The organism is Mucilaginibacter sp. P4_A11, from assembly GCF_056402535.1.
On record NZ_JBFUHE010000007.1, the window covers coordinates 357,758 to 378,530 of the forward strand.

Below are 20,773 nucleotides of genomic sequence, written 5' to 3' on the forward strand. Positions count from 1 at the left end.
CAGGGGCTTTTTTCTTTAACCAGAATCATGAATGATCATGGCCAAACCAATTAAACTGATAACCCTGCTGGCCCTGCTGCCCGCAACTGCTGTAATAGCGCAAAATAAATGGACTGAAAGAAAGGCAGGCGATATTGCTTTTGTTACCAATACCGGCGGTCAAAACTTAGGTTACTCTACCTCATCCGGCGTAAAAATATTAACTGTTGATGGGCTTGCTTTTAAAGACCTGAACAAGAACGGCAAACTGGATAAATACGAAGACTGGCGCCTGTCGGTTGATGAACGTGCTAAAGACCTCGCTTCAAAAATGAGCGTTGAGCAAATAGCGGGCTTGATGCTGTATAGCCGTCACCAGCCTATCCCGGCGGCAGCGGGTGGTCCATTTGCAGGGACTTATAACAATAAGGTATTTGCCGAAAGCGGAGCTAAAGCTTCCGACCTTTCCGATCAGCAAAAACAATTTTTGGCTAAGGATAATGTAAGGCATGTACTGGTAACATCGGTGCAAAGCCCCGAAATAGCTGCCCAATGGAATAACAACGCCCAGGCTTTTGTTGAAGGACTGGGTTTAGGGATCCCCAATAATAACAGCTCCGATCCGCGGCATGGCACTGTGGCAACTGCTGAATATAATGCAGGGGCAGGAGGGGCTATTTCCATGTGGCCTGGTTCGCTTGGACTTGCCGCTACTTTTGATCCGGAAGTGGTGAAAAACTTCGGCCATATAGCCGCGCAGGAATACCGGGCTTTGGGTATTTCGACAGCGCTTTCGCCGCAGGTTGATATTGCTACAGATCCGCGTTGGGCCCGTGTAAGCGGTACTTTTGGCGAAGACCCGCAATTAGCTGCCGATATGGCCCGCGCTTATATTGATGGTTTCCAGACTTCTGAAGCTGAAAAGGAAATAAAGAACGGATGGGGATACAACAGCGTAAATGCTATGGTTAAGCACTGGCCGGGCGGTGGTGCCGGTGAGGGTGGTCGCGATGCGCATTATGCTTATGGCAAGTACGCCGTTTATCCGGGGAATAATTTTAAACAACACCTGATCCCTTTTACCGAGGGCGCATTTAAGCTGCAAGGTAAAACCGGTATGGCTGCGGCAGTGATGCCTTATTATACCATCTCCTATAACCAGGATACCAAAAACCATGAAAATGTAGCTAATAACTATAACTCTTACATCATTAACGATCTGCTTCGAAAAAAATACAAATACGATGGTGTGGTTTGTACCGACTGGCTGGTTACCGGCGATGAAACCACGGTTGATTCATTCCTTTCGGGTAAATCATGGGGTGTGGAGGGGCTTTCTATTGCGCAGCGTCATTACAAAGTGCTGATGGCCGGTGTTGATCAGTTTGGAGGTAATAACGAGGTAGCCCCGGTTACCGAAGCTTACCAGATTGGCGTAAAAGAGCATGGCGAGGCATTTATGCGGGCAAGGTTTGAGCAGTCGGCGGTGAGGTTGCTGCGTAATATTTTCAGGACAGGTTTGTTCGAAAACCCTTACCTGGAACCCGAAGTTTCCAAACAAGTTGTGGGTAAGCCTGAGTTTATGGATGCGGGTTACCTGGCACAGCTTAAATCGATAGTGATGCTTAAAAACAAGGCTAACATTTTGCCTTTGCAAAGCGGCAAAACCGTGTATGTGCCTAAAAAATTTACGCCTGCAGGTAGGAATTTTTTAGGGATGGAAACACCCGAAAAGCTGGAATATCCTGTAAATATGGAAACCGTTAAAAAGTATTTTAAAGTAACCGACAATCCCGATGAAGCTGATTACGCCCTGGTATTTATTGCCAGCCCCAACAGCGGCGGTGGTTACAACAGCGCAGATGCTAAAAACGGAGGGACAGGTTATGTGCCGGTTAACCTTCAATATGGCGCGTACACTGCTACAGATGCCCGTGCAACCAGTATAGCAGGCGGTGATCCGCTGGAGAAATTCACTAACCGGACATACAAGGGCAAGTCGAGCACTGCTATTAATGTTACCGATTTGGCTATGGTTACAGATACCTATGCAAAAATGAAAGGCAAGCCGGTTATTGTATCTGTTAATGTGAGTAACCCGATGGTATTTGCCGAATTTGAAAAAGATGCCAGCGCCATCATTGTTGATTTTGGCGTACAAGGCCAGGCTTCGCTTGATATCATAACCGGTAAAGCCGAACCATCGGCATTGTTACCGCTGCAAATGCCGGTTGATATGAAAAACGTTGAAGCCCAGTTTGAAGATGTGCCGCATGATATGAAATGCTATGTTGACGAGCAGGGCAATAAATATGATTTTGGTTTCGGCTTAAACTGGAAAGGTATAATTAAAGACGGGCGTGTGGATAAGTATGTGAAGAGTGTGGTGAAGCCGTAAAGGCAAAATATTCAAAACACAACGGCGTCATTGCGAGTAACCACCAGGGCCCCCTCTGGAAAAACCGTGACGATATTTAAAAAATAGTATTAATAATCAACAGCTTACAATCACATCGTTATAGGGTACGAAGCAATCCTCGATTAGCAGGTCCGCTCTGTAGAGTTTGGGATTGCTTCGTACCTTACAGCAATGACGCTTCTTTATCATCCTATTTCCCATCGCTACTGCAAGCGTCCTCGCTTGTGGGCTTCATGCTGAGTTATGCAATCAGCCGCTGTTCCCGGAAACATTCATGCCTCCCGACCCCTAATTCCCCCCACTCAAATCCCACATCTTTAAACTCTTCACCACTGCCTCTCCCTCCGAAAACACCGCCAAACCTGTAGCATCTTTATCAGGATAGATCATGGTTGAGATCACTTTTTCGCCATCGTTGCCAAACACTTCCAGTGATGACCGGTCAAGCAAAACCTTCACTTTAACAATACCGTTTACCGCTTTCATGGGAGCCGTCTGTACCAAATTTTCCGGCGACTTATTATCTTTTTCCGAACCTGTGCAATCCACAAAAAGCTGTTGCTTTTCCACGTCGTAACCCACAATTACTTTTTTATCCGTCCCGGTTTTTTCGGCTACGTTAAACCCTACCTTCTTTGCATTCCTGGTATTAAACTCGGCATCAATCCAATAAGCGTTTCCCTTACCCGGCAGCTTTAGTCCAGAGCCGTTGATAATAATGTTCTTCTTTTCTACAACTTTTCCCCGGGCATATTTATTCAGCGATTTGGTCACGAATATGGAAGGCAATTGATTAAGCACCAACCCTTCACCTGTGGTTTTTAGCGACAGGTCATGAGGAATGGACATCTGCCCTTTCCAGGGAAAGGTTTCCGGTCTGCCATTTTGGAGCCAGCCTAACAGGATCTTTTTATTTTGTGGAGCGTCACGCCAGGCTATCGCGGCATAAAATGCATCGCCATAATCAACTTTTAATACCTGATTACTATCATTAATACTTTTGAAGCTTGTACCGTCAAAATCGCCAACAAAATATTGAATCAGCGGCCCATGCTCACCTCCCGACGAAACAAAGAGTGCCCATTTGATATTTGCCGGGTTACCGTCAACTACCAATGGCAATAACGACGGGCATTCCCAGCCATTTTTCGTAAAGCCGGCCGGGCCAAAGTCGCTTAGCTTGTTCCATTCCTTTAGGTTTTTTGAGCCGTAAAACCGCACCTTATGATCGTCAACCATTGATACGGTCATAATCCATTGCTGAGTTGGCTGATACCAGAAAACGTTAGGGTCACGAAAGTCCCGCATATTCAGGTCGATAACCGGGTTGTGTGCATATTGCTTATAGCTTAAACCGCCATCGTTACTATAGGCAATAAACTGCGATTCTTTTTTCTGTTTAGGCTGATCGGCAGTAAAAATGGCTACCAGCGGCCGCTTGCCATTTATGCCGAATCCACTGGTATTGTTTTTATCCAATACCACCGAACCCGAATAGATCCAGGTGGTGGTGTCTTTGGTAATAATCTCCGGGATAGCAACAGGAAGGTGTTTCCAGGTTACCAGGTCTTTACTGGTTGCATGTCCCCAACTCATATGCCCCCATTTATTTTCAAATGGATTATGCTGATAATATAAATTGAACTCCCCGTTTAAAAATATTAGCCCGTTGGGATCGTTGGTCCAGTTGGCTGGTGGCGTAAAATGATACGCTGGCCGCCAATGTGGGGTAGGCACAACTTTTTCCTGGGCAAACGCGTTGCCGGTAAGCGAAATTAACCCAAGGCATAGTAATTTAATTTTGTTCATGTTTTTCGGTTTAATAAATGCGGGTTCTTGTTTACCACAAAATGCAAGAATAAAATTTAAAAAACCAAATCTGCAATTAAATGCCAGGGAAATTGAGTTAAAATAATTCTATCTGCTTGATCAACCCCGTATTTAAATATTTAGACAGAATTTATTTCAAATGCCTCACAATTAATCGAATTACATAAATCTTAAATTAAGAACCGTTCTGCTACCGATGGCGTGGTATCTACTCTATCTATTCAGAAAAATAAATAACTTATTCTTTTGAATAGACAGACCAATGCATTAACTTTCAATAAATTAACAACACAAAACACCTAAGCCAGCGTCTATGAAAAATATCGCATTAGCCATGTCTGGCGGGGGATACCGTGCCGCCGCATTCTCACTTGGTGCCTTATCCTATCTAAACAACACACCATATGAAGATCACTCTCTTTTACGAAACGTGACCTTCATGAGCTCGACATCTGGCGGTAGCATTACTAATATCGCCTATAGCGCAGGCTTATGCCGGGGCGACTCCTTTTCAGTAATCTATCACCGGCTGCTCAATGCTATCGACGGCGAAATGGTTATCAAAAGAGTATTTGAGATCCTGAGCCACGATGCTGCCTGGCAGGCCCGGCCCGATAAAAGCAGGAACCTGATCAATGCATTTTCCATGGCCTATGATGAATTGCTTTACCCGAATCAATATTTTAAGCTCTATACCGATGGCCTGAGCGGAACTCATCTTGAAGAGATCTGCGTTAATTCAACCGAATTTGCCAATGGGCTAAGTTTCCGCTTCCAATCCCAGCACCCCACACTCAACAATGGCAAGGTTGGCAACGGTTATATTTACTTTAACGATCTTGATGCGGCTTGGCGTTTAAAGCTGTCGGATATCCTGGCCAGTTCTTCCTGTTTTCCAGGCGGCTTTGAGCCACTGGTCTTCCCCGAGGATTTTACACACGCCGGGCTCAAACCAGAAGAACTGAACGAAGCTATAAGTTTTAAGAACAACCCTTTTACCACCGACGAAAAACCGGACGATATTTTTGAGGACAAAGAATTCAAAGTTAACCCTAAACGTTTTGGCCTAATGGACGGCGGCATTGCCGACAACCAGGCTATTGACAGCATCCAGCTGGCCAGTCAGCGCCGCAAGGAAAAAGGGCGGCCACCGTTTGATCTGCTGCTGATCACCGATGTAACAAGCTACCTTATCGACAGCTATACCCTGCCACTGGAAAAGAAGAGCTTCGCAGGTAAAGCAACCGTTAACGGCATCACATGGTCGCTATTCATCCTTGGCTTGCTGTTTCCTTTAATGATCCTGGTGTCCCTGTTTACAGGCTGGCACCAGCAGATGTACTTGCTTTTTATCCCTTCATTACTGGCCCTGGTTGCCTGGCTGGCAATCCAGGTTAAACTCCTGACAACCCGCATCCAGGCCAACAGGGAACGTTCTACCTGGAGCCTGATGTTGTTAAGCTACGCCGGATACTTTTTAAAACTCCGCCTGAGCGCATTGACCCAGATGCTTACCGCCCGCTTAAAATCGGTGCTGATGATCACCTCAGATATTTACCTCAAACAGATCAGGGCACACTATTACAGCCAGCTCTATGCCGACCCGGCTACGCATTTCCTGGTGGTCAGTAACGCCATCTATGACCTGAGCCTGGTTAAGCAAAAACCCGGGGCCGGAAAAACCGGTAACCCGGCAGATGAGGCAGCCGAACAGCAACTTGATAAGGTGACACCACCTTCTGCCGCGCTTATCGGTATTGCTGAAAAAGCCCGGATAATGGCTACCACGTTATGGTTCGATAAATATCAGCGAAAGGATAACAGTAAAGCAGCCATTGTAGCAACCGGCCAGTTTACAACCTGCTATAATTTATTAAAGCATCTTTATGCTAAGCAACAGCGGGTAAGGCCGCAGGCTGCGACCCCTATAGCTACAGAACCCGTGGAAACCTGGACGACAATTGATACGCAGCTCAAGGCCGCCCTGGAAGCTGACTGGAAAAAATTTAACCAGGACCCGTTCTGGCTTTATAACCAGGAAGGCGCTTCCGAAACAGGCTTCAGCCCTCTGATGGCCGTAGCCGAAAACCAACGATTCAAAGTAATCAGTAAGTAAATCCAATGCCCCCGAAATCAAACTTGCAAGTATATGAGCTCACTTAGTTACCCGCAGCCTTTTTTCCGTAAGTTAAGAGGCTATGCCTTCGATCCCTCTTTTTCCTCTACCCTGGCCAAACGGCAGGTTAACGAAGTGATCTATAAGATCAAATGGGAGCCTACTAAGCCTGGCCCGCGGGGAGAATATGTAGAAGTGATTGATTACGATCCAACCAAGCAGTGTTATTATGCCGCGCTCTCGCTGGAAGAGCCCTTTGTTTTGGCCGACCATGGCATGGCCCTTTCCGAAGGAGATCCGCGCTTTCACCAGCAGCAGGTTTACGCAGTGGTCATGAGCGTGATCAGCCAGTTTGAAAAGGCCCTGGGCCGGAAGATCATCTGGTCAAAAATTGATAAACCTGAAGGAAAAGGCAGTTCGCGGACGGAATATGATCACAAGTTTATCCAGCGGCTTCGCATTTACCCGCATGCCATGCGCCAGCAGAACGCCTTCTACTCTCCGGAAAAGAATGCCCTGCTGTTTGGTTATTTCCAGGCCTCCAATAACTGGGACGGGAATAACGTACCAGGCGGCGCTATCTTCACCTGCCTTTCGCCGGATATCGTTGCCCACGAAACCACCCATGCCATCCTGCATAGCATCCATCCTTATCTTACCCACGATACTAATTTGGATATGCTGGCTTTTCATGAAGGCTTCGCCGATATTATCGCCCTGCTGCAGCGCTTTACCTTTCGCTCAGTAGTAGAGGACCAGATCCGCAGTTCGCGGGGCGATATGCTTTCACCCGAAAACATGCTCGGCGATTTGGCTATCCAGTTTGGCCAGGCTGTATCCGCCAACCGTCGCGCGTTGCGCAGTTTCCTGGTAAGCATGAATCCCGATCCCGCTAAATTTCATACTGTTACCGAACCTCACACCCGCGGCGGCTTATTGGTAGCGGCCGTCTTCGACGCCTTCGCCCGGCTCTATAAATTCCGCATTAGTGATCTTCTCCGCCTGGCCTCAAACGGTACAGGCATTTTGGCATCCGGGGAAATCGACCCCGACCTGGTGAAGCGTCTTTCTAAAGAAGCCTGCGACATTGCCAATAAATTAATGCTGATCTGCATCCGCGCACTGGATTACTGCCCCCCTGCAGACCTAACCTTTGGCGATTACCTGCGCGCCCTGATCACTGCCGATGTGGAATACAACCCGGATGATGAAGAAGGCCTGCGCTTCGCCCTGATGGAGTCTTTCCGCCGCTGGGGTATCATTCCCGAAGAAGTCAACACCTTCTCGGTAGAAGCACTAAGGTGGAAGAATCCCAATGACTATTTCGTTGATCATGATAAATTAAAAGGGCTTATCAGAACAATCAAGTATACCTTCGATCCAACTTTTGAACAGGTTTACAAAATGCGACCGAACCCGAAGCTCGCCGAAGTGCTGAGCAGCATTGAACGGATCCTTCGGGAGAACAACCGCAACGTCATTTTTACAAAATCGCAGAACCTGTCCAGGTTTGTCCATAAACTTTTCGATTACAAGATCGGCTTCGCCCCTGCCGGAACCGAAAGCCTGCTCGGCATGAATTTCCAGGCCATCACTTACAATTATACAGATATCGATACACATGGTGTAGAAACACAAAAACAACTACAAGCCGCCAAACGGGATAAATTTCAGGTATATAAATGCCGCCCGCAGATTTTGCCGAGCCCGGAATCAGGCAACAGCGTAAAAACTATGGTTATCATGTTTCTTCAAAAAGTATATGTTGACCTGAAAGGCAGCCGTTACCAGGGTTATTTCCCCGATGATCAATATGCCTTCCGCGGCGGTGCCTCGCTGATCATTGATATGGCTAACTATGAGATCAAATACGTGATCAAGAAAAGTGTCTGTAGCGCCGACCGGCTGATCCGCCAGCTCGATTACGCGATTGCCAATATGCGCGATGCCGATAATAATGCCCTGCTGATGCAGGATGATGAACCCTTTGCCGCCTTACACATCCATTAAACCTATTCACCATGCCAGCTACTGCTAATATCCGTATGTATAACCAGGACAATCTTGGAGATTGCTTCCTGCTTAGGTTCAGCTCCGGACAGGAGGAAGCTTACTTACTGATCGACTTCGGTTCCTATATGGGCAACAATGCCGAAAGGGAGAGAAAGATAGCCGAAAATATCATGCAAACCATCGGCGATAAAAAACTGACCATAGTCCTAACCCATCAGCATAAGGATCATTGGAGCGGATTTTTGACCGCCGGCGATATCCTGAAGGGCGAAAACAACCCCGAACGGGAGCTCTGGCTATCCTTCCTTGATAGCGAAACCAGCAAAGAGGGTAATATAATCCGCTCCACTACCGAAAAGTACTGGAAAAAAAGCGCGAAAACCAAGCAGCTCCTCCTCGATAATTTCGGTAATGTGCCAGAGGTAAAAAAAATGCTCGCGCAGAAAGAAGGACTTGACCTGTTTGCCGAAGGACAGACCGGAGGGCCTGCCATCAAAAAACTCCTGGAGATCGCCGGAAAAAAAACGAGGTTCCTTACACCCGGTGATTCCTTCCTGATGCCGGGGATAAGCGAGGGGGTTGAAGTTTATGTGCTTGGCCCGCCATTTGATAATAAGCAACTCACCAAAATGAACCCCGGCAAGGACGAAGCCGTTATTGGCCTTAACGCTATGGCCGAGCTTGCCAATATGGATTTGTCAGGTTCTCTGATGCTTGATGCATTGAATTCATTGGATACTACAACTTCATTTGAGGAAAGCGATTTTCCTTTCAACCGCCGTTTTATCGATACTAATCCCACCAACCCTATCAAGACCGCTTATGAAGGCGCTGACAACATTTGGCGCAAGATTGAGTACGATTGGCTCAGCGAGGTTGGCCGTTTATCCCTTTACATGGATAAACTAACCAATAATACCAGCCTGGTTTTGGCTTTTGAACTCGTTGAATCCAAACGGGTATTGCTTTTTGTGGGCGATGCGCAAATTGGTAACTGGCAGAGCTGGTTCGATGTGAAATTTAAGAAAACTACCGTCACCGGCGAGGACCTTTTAAAACGAACTGTACTGTACAAAGCCGGGCACCATTCAAGCCATAACGCCACTTTAAAACAGGGGCTTGAACTAATGAATGAAAAGGAGTTAATTATTATGATCCCGGTAAACGAAAAGGTAAGTACCAAGTTTGGCTTTGCCATGCTTAAACCCGAAATGCTCCATGGCTATCATCGTAAAAGTAAAGGCCGCGTGCTGCGCGCCGATACCATAGAACAGGATGGCAGCAAATTTCAGCTGGATTTCCCGTTTGCTACCCGTGAAGACCTGAAGGACCGGCTCACTATCCACCAGCCAGACGATGCCGAGCCTTACCTATGGATGGAGCTGACCGTAAAGGATGACGATTGAAAGCATCGGCTTAAATTAATTTACCGGTTGCTTATTAACAGTTAAGCAGCCGGTAAACTCAAATAAAATGTAGTCCCTACGCCCATGGTTGTTTCAAACCATATTTTGCCGTTTGCGTTTTCGATAGAGTTTTTAATGAACGCCAGGCCTAAACCCGTTCCCGAACTTTTGGTAGTAAAGTTTGGCTCAAAGATCTTTTCGCGCATCTCTTCAGGAATCCCATTGCCGTTATCTTTAATAGTAAGCAGGATATTTTTACTGGTAAGCAGGTAATTGATATCTATGATGCATTTCCTGTCATGAGGGGTAGCTTCAATGGCATTTTTTAAAAGGTTGTTGAAGCAGCGCAATAGCTGGTCGCGGTCGGCATTAATGATGAACGAGCCTTCGGGTTGCTGATAAGCAATCTGCACATTATCCATCTGCTTAAAAATGGTAACTGCCTGGTTCAGCATGTCAAAAATATTGATAGGCTCAATACGGGTATCCGGCATCTTGGCAAATGCCGAAAACTCCGAAGCTATTGACGACAGGCTTTCAATCTGCTCAACAAATGATTTGCTGAAACGTTCAAATTTCTGATCAAACTTAGGGTCTTTATCCTTCCATGATTTATCAAGCAGCTGCAGGCCCAGCTTTAGCGGTGTAAGCGGGTTTTTAATTTCATGTGCAACCTGTTTGGCCATTTCGCGCCAGGCGCTTTCACGTTCAGATTGTGCAAGCCGTTGGGCGCTGTTTTCCAACGCCGCGATCATCTTATTATACTCCTTAACCAATGCCCCGATCTCATCATCGCGCGACCATTTAATATGCTCGTTCTTTTTACCGTAGATGGTTTTACTGAGGCTTTGCTGTATGAAGTTTAACGGTGCCGTTATCTGCCTGGCTATAATGATCGCAAACAAACCTATCGCTATAAAAACAATAGCATAAACGTTAATCATTACGTTAAGCAACGAACTTATGCGCTCGCGGTAATCCGTTTCATTGCTAAAGTAAGGCAGCTGAATATAGGCTACAGTTTTGTTTGATGAGGTAAGGGTTATCGGGGCATAAGCTGCTTTGTAGCTCAACTCGCCTATTTTTTCATCGTTTACAAATTCGGTTTTTTGCAATTTGCTCAAAAAGATGAAGGCACGGGCGTTCATCCGTTTGGCTACCAGGCCGTTTTCATAAATTTTGGGCTGGGTAGTTAGCAAAGGGATGCCGTTGGTATCAAACACGGTAAGGTCAGTTGCGTAAGTATTGGCCAGCTCGTTAAAATGAACCTGGCTCTCCTCGCTTATATGCTCAACATATTGGGTAAAAAGGCCATTTTCAAATGCTGATGCTATGCGGGTTATCTTATCCCTGATCATTTTTTCCTGCTGGGTATGGTACTGGTTGCTGATGGATAAAAAGGTAATAAAACCCACAAGCACCAATGTAACCACCACGGCCAGGATCATCGAGATCTGGATGCGGGTTTTGTACAATACCTTATCAAAATTTATCCTGAAGTTTATCTTCAGCCCGTCTTCGGCAATGTTAAATATCTTGATGCGGGCCCATGACCATTTTAAAGTGATGATAACCGCGCTGAATATCAATATCACTACCAAAAAGAATGTTAGGGAAGTAACCGCGTAATAAAGGGAGTTTTCCTCCCGGCTCACAACTATAAGATTCCTTTCGCTTGGCCTATAAATCAGGTGGTTGTATGTTGTAAAACTTTCATACCAGGCATTGCTGTGGTTTTGAGTAGTTTTTTCGGTGTATTTTTTCAGATCGGCTTTAAATTCACTGTTATCAAGCGAATAAACATAGGTACCACGCTGACTCAGCAGTTTGTTATCGCTGTAAAAAGCGTAGGAGTAATCTTTAAAATCATTTTCGGGGTTGATGTTGCCGTCGATAAGCAATTCGGGGAAAGTACCTGATAATTGCAGTGGCTTTGATTTAAGCTCAATTACAATGGTGCCCAATTGCTTATTGCTGGTATTTACAGGCAATATGGCAAAGTAATTCTGATATCCAAACGATTCGTTTTCGCGGTAAAAATAGTCTGACACCTTAAATGAACTATATAGTACCAGGTCTTTAAATACACTTAACGAATAGTTTTTATCAGCCGATGTAGGTTGTTCATTGCCATCAAATTCATGGACCTTAAACTCATATTTTGACAAATAACCATCAAAATAAAGCTTCTGAAAACGGGTTTTAAGATACTCGCCGTTGTGCAGGCCATTGGTAAAATAGCGCACTATGGCTGTATCCGTTATAATTTGATTTTCTACCTTCTTAAAAATGTAGTCGGCGGTGGCATCATCCGGGATCTCCAGCTTTTGTACCAGGGCTTTCCGGGTTTCGTGCTCTTTCAGGTCTTCAAAATGATTAAGTTTAATGGCGGCTATCAAGGCACAAACAAACACGATACCTAAAAACGAAGTCGCAAAAAGCTGTTCTTTATTGTAGATAAAATTATAAGCCCTGATCAATACCAGCAGGCTCCATAATATATAAAACAGGGTAAATTCATGATAGTATGCAAACACAACGGTAGTTATGGCAATTCCGAATAAGAACAGGAATAACTGGTGTGTTCGCGGTACATTAAGCTTCAGGCATATGGTTAAAATGATTTCATTAAGCAGGTAAAATATCAAAAAACTAAAGCACAGCATTAATACACCCAGCATACTAAATCCTGTTAAGCTGAGTACATTATTAACATCAAAATTGATTTTTGAGTTGATAACCAGGCCATAAAATAAGCGCAACAATGAAGTTGACACCACTATAAGCGTTAAAATAGAAATAACAACTATAATATAGCCGGTTGTTTTATTTTGTATATCATTCAAAAATTTGCGCCGTTGTCTGTACACAAAAGTTACAAACCAAAAAATGACCAGGATATTAATACAAAAATCGCCCAGTGAAGGATAAACCAGGCTCGAACCATAAAATATGGGATTGAAAATACTGAGCTTATAAGTAAAATCGGGCAGGTTATAATGCAGGTTAACGAACCTGAACAATGCAATATATAAAGCCAGGAATATGATAGATAACACTACATATCCTTTCGATGCTACATAGCTGCAAATATTATGCATCAGGATGCAAAGCGTAATAGCTGTTAGGATCCAGAATGAAAGTTCATAGTAAACAAAATCATTATTGGTACCATTGTTTTTAAGCTTTACCGAAAACAGGTAATCGTTATCGCTGCTATGAACTTCATAAACATTGATGTCTGTAAAATCGGCTATGTCAATGTTATCATCATCCAGCAGATCCTTAGCGAATTTATTTTGGAGATATTTGTTCTGAAAGGCATAATTGATTTTTACCGGGATAAAAAAGATAACCGAAAAGTTGCCCTCCGTTTTCCGGAAAGTTTCATAATATCCGTTAGGCTGCTGAATAAACGAATAGCCCTCTTTAATGGTATTCGTACTATCGGGCAATACTTTAATACCGCTCCAAAAGCTTAATTTATTGTTGGTTAGGGTTATAAACCAAATACTGTTTTGAGTAGTAAAATCTTCTATGGCATTAATGGCATCCTGCTCATTATTGCGCAGGTTCATCATCTTTTTAAAGCGCCCGGTGCCGTTGAGCTGCTTATTTATAAAGGCTTCCTTGTTATGAAGATTATTTTCCAGCACCCGGGCAGACTGCACAAGGCTGTTTACAGGCGTATATGTTTTTTGAACAATAATGGCCGTAAGCAGCAAACTAAGCCCTAAAAGGGCAAGCAATAGGCGTATTTTTCCGGAGGTAGTCAAGATGTTGCTATACTATGGATTTTTTGTTTATTACAAGCCTATAACAAAAATAAAAGCCACATGTTGTATGTGGCTTTTAAAAATTATTGCGGTAATATGGCGCTTGCTGTTATCACGGTTTTATCAACCTTTTTAACAAGCCCCTGCAGTACATTGCCCGGCCCCACTTCGGTAAATGACGTGGCGCCATCTTCAAGCATATGCATTACCGTTTGCGTCCACCTAACAGCGCCGGTGAGCTGAGCTATCAGGTTTTTCTTGATCAGCTCGGGATCCGTATATGGCTTGGCATCAATATTTTGATAGATTGGGCATACCGGGGATTTAATTTCAGTTGCAACAATTGCGGCTTCCAGCTCAACCCTTGCGGCTTCCATTAATGGCGAGTGGAACGCGCCGCCTACCTTTAACTTTAACGCACGTTTAGCACCGGCCTCGGTCATTTTAATACAAGCCTCGTCAATACCTGCGATTGAACCTGATATCACCAGTTGTCCGGGACAGTTATAGTTTGCAGGTACAACCACTTCGCTTATGCGTTCGCAAATATCCTCAACAGTAAAATCATCCAACCCCAGGATAGCGGCCATAGTTGATGGCTGTATTTCACAGGCTTTCTGCATAGCGTTGGCACGGGCAGCTACTAAACGTAACCCATCTTCAAAGGTTAAAGCGCCTGCGGCAACAAGGGCCGAAAACTCGCCCAGTGAATGACCGGCAACCATTTCAGGCTGAAAGTCATCACCCAAAACTGTAGCTAAAATAGTGGAGTGTAAGTAAATAGCCGGTTGGGTAACGTTGGTTTGCACCAGGTCTTCGGCAGTACCTTCAAACATTACATCGGTAATGCGGAAACCCAAGATCTCGTTAGCTTTTTCAAACAGCTCACGTGCTTTTTCTGACTGGTCGTACAGGTCCTTGCCCATACCTACAAACTGGGCACCCTGGCCCGGGAAAATATATGCTTTCATTGTTTTAGTTTATTGGTTGATTAAGTGAGTGGTTACTTTTTGGGTAAGTGGTTGATTGGGTTAAGTAGAGAATGGTTGCTTTTGGGGTGAACAATTGATTACGATAAAACCATTCACCCAATCAACCACTCACTTAATCAACCATTCACCACTTAACTCAACTTAGAGCTTATCAAATTCAAAAACTCTGTCCTCGTTTTTTCTTTCAGAAACTCGCCGGTAAAGGCTGAGGTGGTGGTTACCGAGTTCTGTTTTTGTACGCCGCGCATGCTCATGCACAGGTGGCGGCACTCTATTACCACACCAACGCCATAAGGGTTCAGTGTTTGTTGAATGCAATCGCGGATCTCGTTGGTTAAACGCTCCTGTACCTGTAAGCGGCGGGCAAATACGTCAACCACACGGGGGATCTTGCTCAAACCTACCACGTGCCCGTTGGGAATGTAAGCCACATGTGCCTTGCCAAAAAATGGCAGCATATGGTGTTCGCACATCGAATAAACCTCAATGTCTTTCACTACCACCATCTGGCTGTAATCCTCCTTAAACTTGGCCGAGTTCAGGATCTCTTCGGCGTTAAGCTCGTAACCGTGGGTTAAGTAAAGCATAGCTTTAGCTACACGCTCAGGGGTTTTTAACAAACCTTCGCGCTCTGCATCTTCGCCTATTTGCTTTAATACGTTTTGATAGTTATCCTTTAAACTATCAATGCGTTCCTGGTTGTAACGGTCTATTTTGATGTATCCGCCGAAGTCGTCATCGTCGGTATCCTGGCTAAATTGTGAATCGCTCATCTTATAAAATTAACCGCCAAAATACTCGGCAGAATTATTTTCGGTTTCGTACAGCTTAACCGAATGTAAAAACACACCCTCGTAAGCTTCAATAGGTCCTTTTAATTGGTTAAAGATCTCAATGCAGAGTAACTCGGTCGATGCCATTTTGCCAGCCATAAAATCAACATCTTTATTGATGTTTTTATGATCAAGCTTTTCAATAACATATTCGTTGATAATTATCTTCAGCTCTTTTAAGTCGATAAGATAACCTGTGGCGTGCGTGACCTCGCCCTTTACAGTTACAAACAGGTTGTAATTGTGACCATGCCAGTTGGGGTTTGCGCATTTGCCAAACACCTCAAAGTTTTTTTCAGCGCTCCATTCCTCACGGTACATCCGGTGAGCGGCATTAAAATGTTCCTTGCGCGTTATATGTATCATCATAACAAAAGTGGGTGCAAATATACAAAACAAAAACAGGTGAGTTGTTTTATATTAGCCGTCAAAATAATGCAATATGCTTATACTCATTGTTGCAGCTACCAAATTTGAGGTTGAACCACTGGTTAATGCCTTTGGCAGCAAGGTTGATGTGCTGATAACCGGCGCAGGCATGGTGCCAACAGCCTTTGGCTTGGCCCGGCAACTCAGCAGCCATACTTACGACCTCGTGCTTAATTTGGGCATAGCAGGCAGTTTCGACCGCACTTTCCATTTAGGCGATGTATTGGAAATTACCCAAGATACCTTTGCCGAACTTGGTGCGCAGGATGATGAAACCTTTATTCCTATCGATACCCTTGGTTTTGGAGAAAGTTTTTTTACGCCTACAACATCGCTTGAGCAGGTTTATCCAAACTTTTTTCTAAAAAAGGCAAAGGCCATAACTGTTAATACGGTACATGGGCACGAACCATCCATCCAAAAAGTACAGCAACGGTTAAACCCGCAACTGGAAAGCATGGAAGGTGCGGCTTTTTTTTACGCCTGCCGGCAGATGAATGTACGCGGCATGCAAATCAGGGCAGTGTCAAATTATGTTGAAAAACGCAATCGCGAAGCCTGGAACATTGGGCTGGCCATTAAAAATCTGAATACATTTGCCATCGACCTGGTGAGCCAGATCATTAACAGTTAATCTACTACCCGTATGAAACTAACGCTCGGATTTTCACCCTGCCCTAACGATACTTTTATTTTTGATGCCCTAATTCACCATAAAATTGACACCGAAGGACTGGAGTTTGAGGTGTTTTATGATGATGTGGAAACGCTTAACCAAAAAGCCTTCCGCGGCGAGTTGGATATTACCAAGTTAAGCTACCACGCTTTTGCTTACGTGACTGATAAATATGTACTGCTTGACTCGGGGAGTGCGCTGGGCTTTGGCGTAGGACCATTGTTGATTTCGGATTTGGAAATTTCTACTTCGGATCTGGAGAAAAACCTGATCAATGATCCAAAATCAGGGAGCCGAAACCCATTGATTGGTATCCCGGGCAAATATACTACAGCTAACTTCTTGTTAGGCCTTGCATTTCCTGAAGCTACCAATAAACAGGAACTGGTTTTTTCTGAGATAGAAGATGCTTTGCTTGATAGCCGCATAGATGTTGGCCTGATCATTCATGAAAACCGTTTCACCTACCAGGATAAAGGCCTAAAAAAAATCATCGATCTTGGCGACTACTGGGAAAAACGTACCGGCTGTGCCATTCCGCTGGGCGGCATTGTTGCTAACCGAAATTTACCGTTGGATGTTCAGCATAAAATAAACCGGGTGCTGCGCAAATCGGTTGAGTTTGCTTTTGCCAATCCCAAATCGGGCTTGGAATTTATTAAACAGCATGCCCAGGAAATGAGCGAGGAAGTGATGTACAAACACATTGAACTTTATGTAAACCAATACTCGGTTGAGTTGGGCGAAGAAGGCAGGAAAGCGATTAACCTGGTGTTTGATACTGCTTTAGAGAAAGGTATTATACCGGAGATAAACGATGGGATATTTTTGACTGCCTAAAAAAGGCTGACATTTTTAATTATAAAAGCCGTCATTGCGAGGTACCTCGCAATGACGGCTTTTATATTGTAGTTCCTTTTAAAAGCAGGCTATCAATACAACAACTGATCATACGGATACCTCTCCGTATGTATTGCTTTCACTTCGTCATATAACAAAGCCCTGAACTCATCAACATTTTCTTTTTTCGTTGCCGAAATAAATATGGCTGGTGCATTGTTCTTAGCCATCCAGCTTTGTTTAAAGTCTTCCAGTGTTAGTGGTTCTTCCTGCTGTGCAACCTGATGGTCTTCGGGTTTAAACGCATCTATTTTGTTAAATACCGTAATGATGCGTTTATCAATAGCGCCGATATCTTTTAGGGTTTCGTTAACGGTACGAATCTGGTCTTCAAAGTTAGGGTGGGAAATATCAACCACGTGGATAAGGATATCTGCCTCGCGGGTTTCATCAAGCGTTGATTTAAAGCTCTCAACCAGATTGAGGGGCAGCTTACGGATAAACCCTACCGTATCCGACATCAGGAAGGGTAAATTCTCAATCACCACTTTCCTTACTGTAGTATCAAGCGTAGCAAACAGCTTATTCTCGGCAAACACCTCCGATTTGGAGATCATGTTCATGATAGTTGACTTGCCTACGTTGGTATAACCCACTAACGCTGTACGTACCATTTGATGACGGTTCTTGCGCTGGGTTTCGTTCTGTTTGTCTATTTGCTTAAGCCTTTCCTTTAATAAGGATATTTTATTCAGGATTAAACGACGGTCAGTTTCAATTTGCGATTCACCCGGTCCGCGCATACCAATACCACCCTTCTGGCGCTCCAGGTGGGTCCAGAGGCGGGTAAGGCGGGGCAGCAGGTATTGTAATTGCGCCAGTTCAACCTGCGTTTTGGCCTGGGCTGTTTGGGCACGACTGGCAAAAATATCCAGGATAAGGTTATTCCGATCCAGGATCTTTACCTGCAGTTCATTCTCTATATTACGTAATTGCGATGGCGAAAGGCCATCATCAAAAATAACTATGTCAATTTCTTCTTCTATAACGTAGGCTTTAATTTCTTCCAGTTTACCTGAACCTACAAAGGTTGCCCTGTCCGGGCGCTGTAGTTTTTGTGTAAAATGAGTCACCGTTAGCGCTCCTGCAGTACTGGCTAAAAACTCCAGTTCTTCCAGGTGTTCCTTCTCCATTTCTTCAGATTCGTTTGGTGTTATTACACCAACAAGTACAGCTTTTTCCTGCTTCACAGCAGTATCATAAAATTTTTGCTTCATTAATTACAATATATCAATCCAAATGCCAATTAAATAAATGTACGTAAACGGGGCTGTGAAATAAAATTTTAATGTCAAAATAACATGGTGCAGGTTAATTAATGACATAGATTACATTTTTAGTAAAAAAATAAAATGGCTAAAAAAATTTGCTTTTAAATATTATGTTAATTGTTATTTTTGATTTGATTAAACCTCATCACAATGAACAGGCTCTTACTGCTGCTTGGAGCAGCCCTATTTGCGTTACCTGCTAACGCCCAAAAAACCGAACCCCCCTCTAAAGTTTTACCTTTTGGCAAAATTGAAATTGCCGACCCTGAAATGGCCAAATGCGATTTTGAGCCTGATGCCAATGCCGAAGTCCTTTTTAACAAAGGCGATGTTTATTACGATAGCTCATTTGACATTAGCGGCGAGTACCACAAGCGCATCAAGATCTTTAACGACAACGGCAAAGATGAAGCAAACATCCGCATTGAATATTACGGCGGCAACCGGCTGGAGTATATCACCGATGTACAAGCCGAAACCATTAACCTTGTTAACGGGAAACCAGAAATAACCAAGCTGGATAAAAAGCTTATCTATACCCAAACCATTGACAAGGTGCGCAATGCCATTGTATTTTCAATGCCAAACGTTAAAGCAGGCTCGGTAATTGAATACAAGTATAAATATCATACTGTTTCGATAAGCAATTTCCCATCCTGGGATTTTCAGCAAAAAATACCGGTAAAGTACAGCGAGCTGGATACCTCTATTCCTGATCTGTTATATTTCCGCACGGTAAACCATGTCTGGATGCCTTATTCAAAGGAAACCCATAAATCAGACGCCCGCACCATGCCGGGTACAAATCCATTATCTTATAATGATGAAAAAGATTTCAGGGTAATGGAAAATATCCCGTCACTGCATGATGAGCCTTACATGCGCTCATATACTGATAATATTATGTCGTTGCAGTTCAACCTCACTTCGGTAAAATCAAGCTATGGCTTTTACAAGTCATATTCAGATACCTGGGCTAAAGTGGGCGGCATTATTGCTGACGATGAAGATTTTGGCGGCCAGTTAAAACGTAAATTAAAAGACGAAGAACCCATTATCGCCAAAGCTAAAACCTTTAAGTCTGATGATGAAAAAATAGCTTACGTTTTTAACCAGGTAAAAACCCTTATGAAATGGGATGGCGTTGACCGCTGGTACACCAATGATGGTACTTACCGGGCCTGGGAAAAGAAAACCGGCAACTCGGCCGAGGTTAATATCATTTTATACCATCTGCTTAAGCAATCGGGCATTAAGGAAATCTATCCGATGATCGTGAGCACGCGTGAACATGGAAAAGTGAACCGCTTCAATACCTCGCTTTCGCAGTTTAACCGGGCAGTGGTTTACATTCCTGTTGATAGCACAAAAGAATATATCCTTGATGCTACAAACAAATACAATTTGTATAACGAAACACCCGACATGCTGCTAAATTCATCGGGATTGTATATTGACAAGCAGGCCAATGCTTATGATATGCTTTTTATCACAAAAGAAACCCCGGCCAGGCAGGTGGTTATGATCAATGCCGACATTAAGGCCGATAGCAAAATGACAGGAACCGCCGATATCAGCAGCTTTAGCTATCACAAAATAAACAGCGTTGAACGTTATAAAACTGATGGTGAAAAAAAATATATCGACTACATAAAGGCTAACGACAATAACCTTAAAATATCATCATTAAAAATGAAGGATATGGAGGCCGATACCCTGCCCCTGGTGCAAAACATTGCATTTGATTTGGAACTCACCGGCTCCGACGGAACATATATCTATTTTAACCCCAACCTTTTTACACCTATCCGCACCAACCCGTTTCTAAGCGAAAAACGCGCTACTGATATTGACTTCGGGCATCGTAACAGGTATGAAATAAACGGAACCTACAAAATTCCGGCGGGTTATAAGATTGATGCCCTGCCCAAAAGCATCCGTATGGTTATGCCCGATCAAAGCATAAGCCTTAAACGTTTTATTGCCGAGCAGGACGGAACGATCATAGTAAGGTATGTTATTTCATATGAAAAAGCTTTGTACGAAAAGGACAGTTATCCTGAGCTAAGAGAGTTTTATAAACAGATGCAGGATATGCTTACCGAGCAAATAGTACTAAAAAAATCCTGATCA

Annotated in this window: 13 protein-coding genes; 7 read left to right on the top strand and 6 right to left on the bottom strand. The window is 44.0% G+C overall.

Annotated elements, in window-relative coordinates:
- The first annotated feature begins 37 nt into the window (after window positions 1–37).
- Window positions 38–2,377, top strand: a complete 2,340-nt coding sequence (locus AC1DUD_RS16465) for a glycoside hydrolase family 3 protein (protein WP_477376219.1) — start codon at window positions 38–40, stop codon at window positions 2,375–2,377.
- A 309-nt stretch (window positions 2,378–2,686) separates the two neighbouring features.
- Here AC1DUD_RS16465 and AC1DUD_RS16470 read toward each other — a convergent pair whose 3' ends face one another.
- Window positions 2,687–4,207 carry a glycoside hydrolase family 32 protein gene (locus AC1DUD_RS16470; protein WP_477376221.1) on the bottom strand — a complete coding sequence of 507 codons (1,521 nt, stop codon included), beginning with the start codon at window positions 4,205–4,207 and terminating at the stop codon, window positions 2,687–2,689.
- A 334-nt stretch (window positions 4,208–4,541) separates the two neighbouring features.
- Between AC1DUD_RS16470 and AC1DUD_RS16475 the strand changes: the two genes are divergently transcribed.
- Genes AC1DUD_RS16475 through AC1DUD_RS16485 form a run of 3 tightly spaced genes read left to right on the top strand, consistent with a single transcriptional unit; the run spans window position 4,542 to window position 9,763 of the window.
- Window positions 4,542–6,344, top strand: a complete 1,803-nt coding sequence (locus AC1DUD_RS16475) for a patatin-like phospholipase family protein (protein WP_477376223.1) — start codon at window positions 4,542–4,544, stop codon at window positions 6,342–6,344.
- Window positions 6,345–6,377: 33 nt separating this feature from the next.
- Window positions 6,378–8,354, top strand: coding sequence for a hypothetical protein (locus AC1DUD_RS16480; protein ID WP_477376225.1), 1,977 nt, complete (start codon window positions 6,378–6,380; stop codon window positions 8,352–8,354).
- Window positions 8,355–8,365: 11 nt separating this feature from the next.
- Window positions 8,366–9,763, top strand: coding sequence for a ComEC/Rec2 family competence protein (locus tag AC1DUD_RS16485; RefSeq protein WP_477376227.1), 1,398 nt, complete (start codon window positions 8,366–8,368; stop codon window positions 9,761–9,763).
- Between the two features lie 41 nt (window positions 9,764–9,804).
- On the opposite strand, the gene AC1DUD_RS16490 is transcribed toward AC1DUD_RS16485, so the two are convergent.
- The 4 genes from AC1DUD_RS16490 to AC1DUD_RS16505 form a co-directional block, all read right to left on the bottom strand.
- Entirely contained in the window at window positions 9,805–13,539 is a 3,735-nt protein-coding gene (locus AC1DUD_RS16490) for a sensor histidine kinase (RefSeq protein ID WP_477376229.1), read from the bottom strand.
- Between the two features lie 83 nt (window positions 13,540–13,622).
- Window positions 13,623–14,510 (bottom strand): ACP S-malonyltransferase, encoded by an 888-nt coding sequence (gene fabD / locus AC1DUD_RS16495; protein ID WP_477376231.1) that lies wholly within the window; start codon window positions 14,508–14,510, stop codon window positions 13,623–13,625.
- Window positions 14,511–14,662: 152 nt separating this feature from the next.
- A complete protein-coding gene (gene folE / locus AC1DUD_RS16500) occupies window positions 14,663–15,304 on the bottom strand; it encodes a GTP cyclohydrolase I FolE (RefSeq protein WP_477376233.1) in 642 nt (213 codons plus the stop codon).
- Between the two features lie 9 nt (window positions 15,305–15,313).
- Window positions 15,314–15,730 (bottom strand): 6-pyruvoyl trahydropterin synthase family protein, encoded by a 417-nt coding sequence (locus tag AC1DUD_RS16505; RefSeq protein WP_090534603.1) that lies wholly within the window; start codon window positions 15,728–15,730, stop codon window positions 15,314–15,316.
- A gap of 76 nt (window positions 15,731–15,806) precedes the next feature.
- Between AC1DUD_RS16505 and mqnB the strand changes: the two genes are divergently transcribed.
- Together mqnB and AC1DUD_RS16515 are read left to right on the top strand one after the other, a co-directional pair.
- Entirely contained in the window at window positions 15,807–16,427 is a 621-nt protein-coding gene (gene mqnB / locus AC1DUD_RS16510) for a futalosine hydrolase (protein ID WP_477376235.1), read from the top strand.
- Window positions 16,428–16,439: 12 nt separating this feature from the next.
- Window positions 16,440–17,309 (top strand): menaquinone biosynthesis family protein, encoded by an 870-nt coding sequence (locus AC1DUD_RS16515; RefSeq protein WP_477376237.1) that lies wholly within the window; start codon window positions 16,440–16,442, stop codon window positions 17,307–17,309.
- Window positions 17,310–17,401: 92 nt separating this feature from the next.
- Here the strand turns inward: AC1DUD_RS16515 and hflX are convergent, their stop codons facing one another.
- Window positions 17,402–18,586 (bottom strand): GTPase HflX, encoded by a 1,185-nt coding sequence (gene hflX, locus AC1DUD_RS16520; RefSeq protein WP_477376239.1) that lies wholly within the window; start codon window positions 18,584–18,586, stop codon window positions 17,402–17,404.
- 204 nt (window positions 18,587–18,790) lie between these two features.
- Between hflX and AC1DUD_RS16525 the strand changes: the two genes are divergently transcribed.
- A complete protein-coding gene (locus AC1DUD_RS16525; RefSeq protein ID WP_477376241.1) occupies window positions 18,791–20,770 on the top strand; it encodes a DUF3857 domain-containing protein in 1,980 nt (659 codons plus the stop codon).
- Window positions 20,771–20,773: the final 3 nt, after the last annotated feature.

Excerpts from the sequence above, each read along its gene's own strand:
- AC1DUD_RS16465 (WP_477376219.1), top strand. The coding sequence starts at position 38 with ATGGCCAAACCAATTAAACTGATAACCCTGCTGGCCCTGCTGCCCGCA.
- AC1DUD_RS16470 (WP_477376221.1), bottom strand. The coding sequence starts at position 4,207 with ATGAACAAAATTAAATTACTATGCCTTGGGTTAATTTCGCTTACCGGC.
- AC1DUD_RS16475 (WP_477376223.1), top strand. The coding sequence starts at position 4,542 with ATGAAAAATATCGCATTAGCCATGTCTGGCGGGGGATACCGTGCCGCC.
- AC1DUD_RS16480 (WP_477376225.1), top strand. The coding sequence starts at position 6,378 with ATGAGCTCACTTAGTTACCCGCAGCCTTTTTTCCGTAAGTTAAGAGGC.
- AC1DUD_RS16485 (WP_477376227.1), top strand. The coding sequence starts at position 8,366 with ATGCCAGCTACTGCTAATATCCGTATGTATAACCAGGACAATCTTGGA.
- fabD (WP_477376231.1), bottom strand. The coding sequence starts at position 14,510 with ATGAAAGCATATATTTTCCCGGGCCAGGGTGCCCAGTTTGTAGGTATG.
- folE (WP_477376233.1), bottom strand. The coding sequence starts at position 15,304 with ATGAGCGATTCACAATTTAGCCAGGATACCGACGATGACGACTTCGGC.
- AC1DUD_RS16505 (WP_090534603.1), bottom strand. The coding sequence starts at position 15,730 with ATGATACATATAACGCGCAAGGAACATTTTAATGCCGCTCACCGGATG.
- mqnB (WP_477376235.1), top strand. The coding sequence starts at position 15,807 with ATGCTTATACTCATTGTTGCAGCTACCAAATTTGAGGTTGAACCACTG.
- AC1DUD_RS16515 (WP_477376237.1), top strand. The coding sequence starts at position 16,440 with ATGAAACTAACGCTCGGATTTTCACCCTGCCCTAACGATACTTTTATT.
- hflX (WP_477376239.1), bottom strand. The coding sequence starts at position 18,586 with ATGAAGCAAAAATTTTATGATACTGCTGTGAAGCAGGAAAAAGCTGTA.
- AC1DUD_RS16525 (WP_477376241.1), top strand. The coding sequence starts at position 18,791 with ATGAACAGGCTCTTACTGCTGCTTGGAGCAGCCCTATTTGCGTTACCT.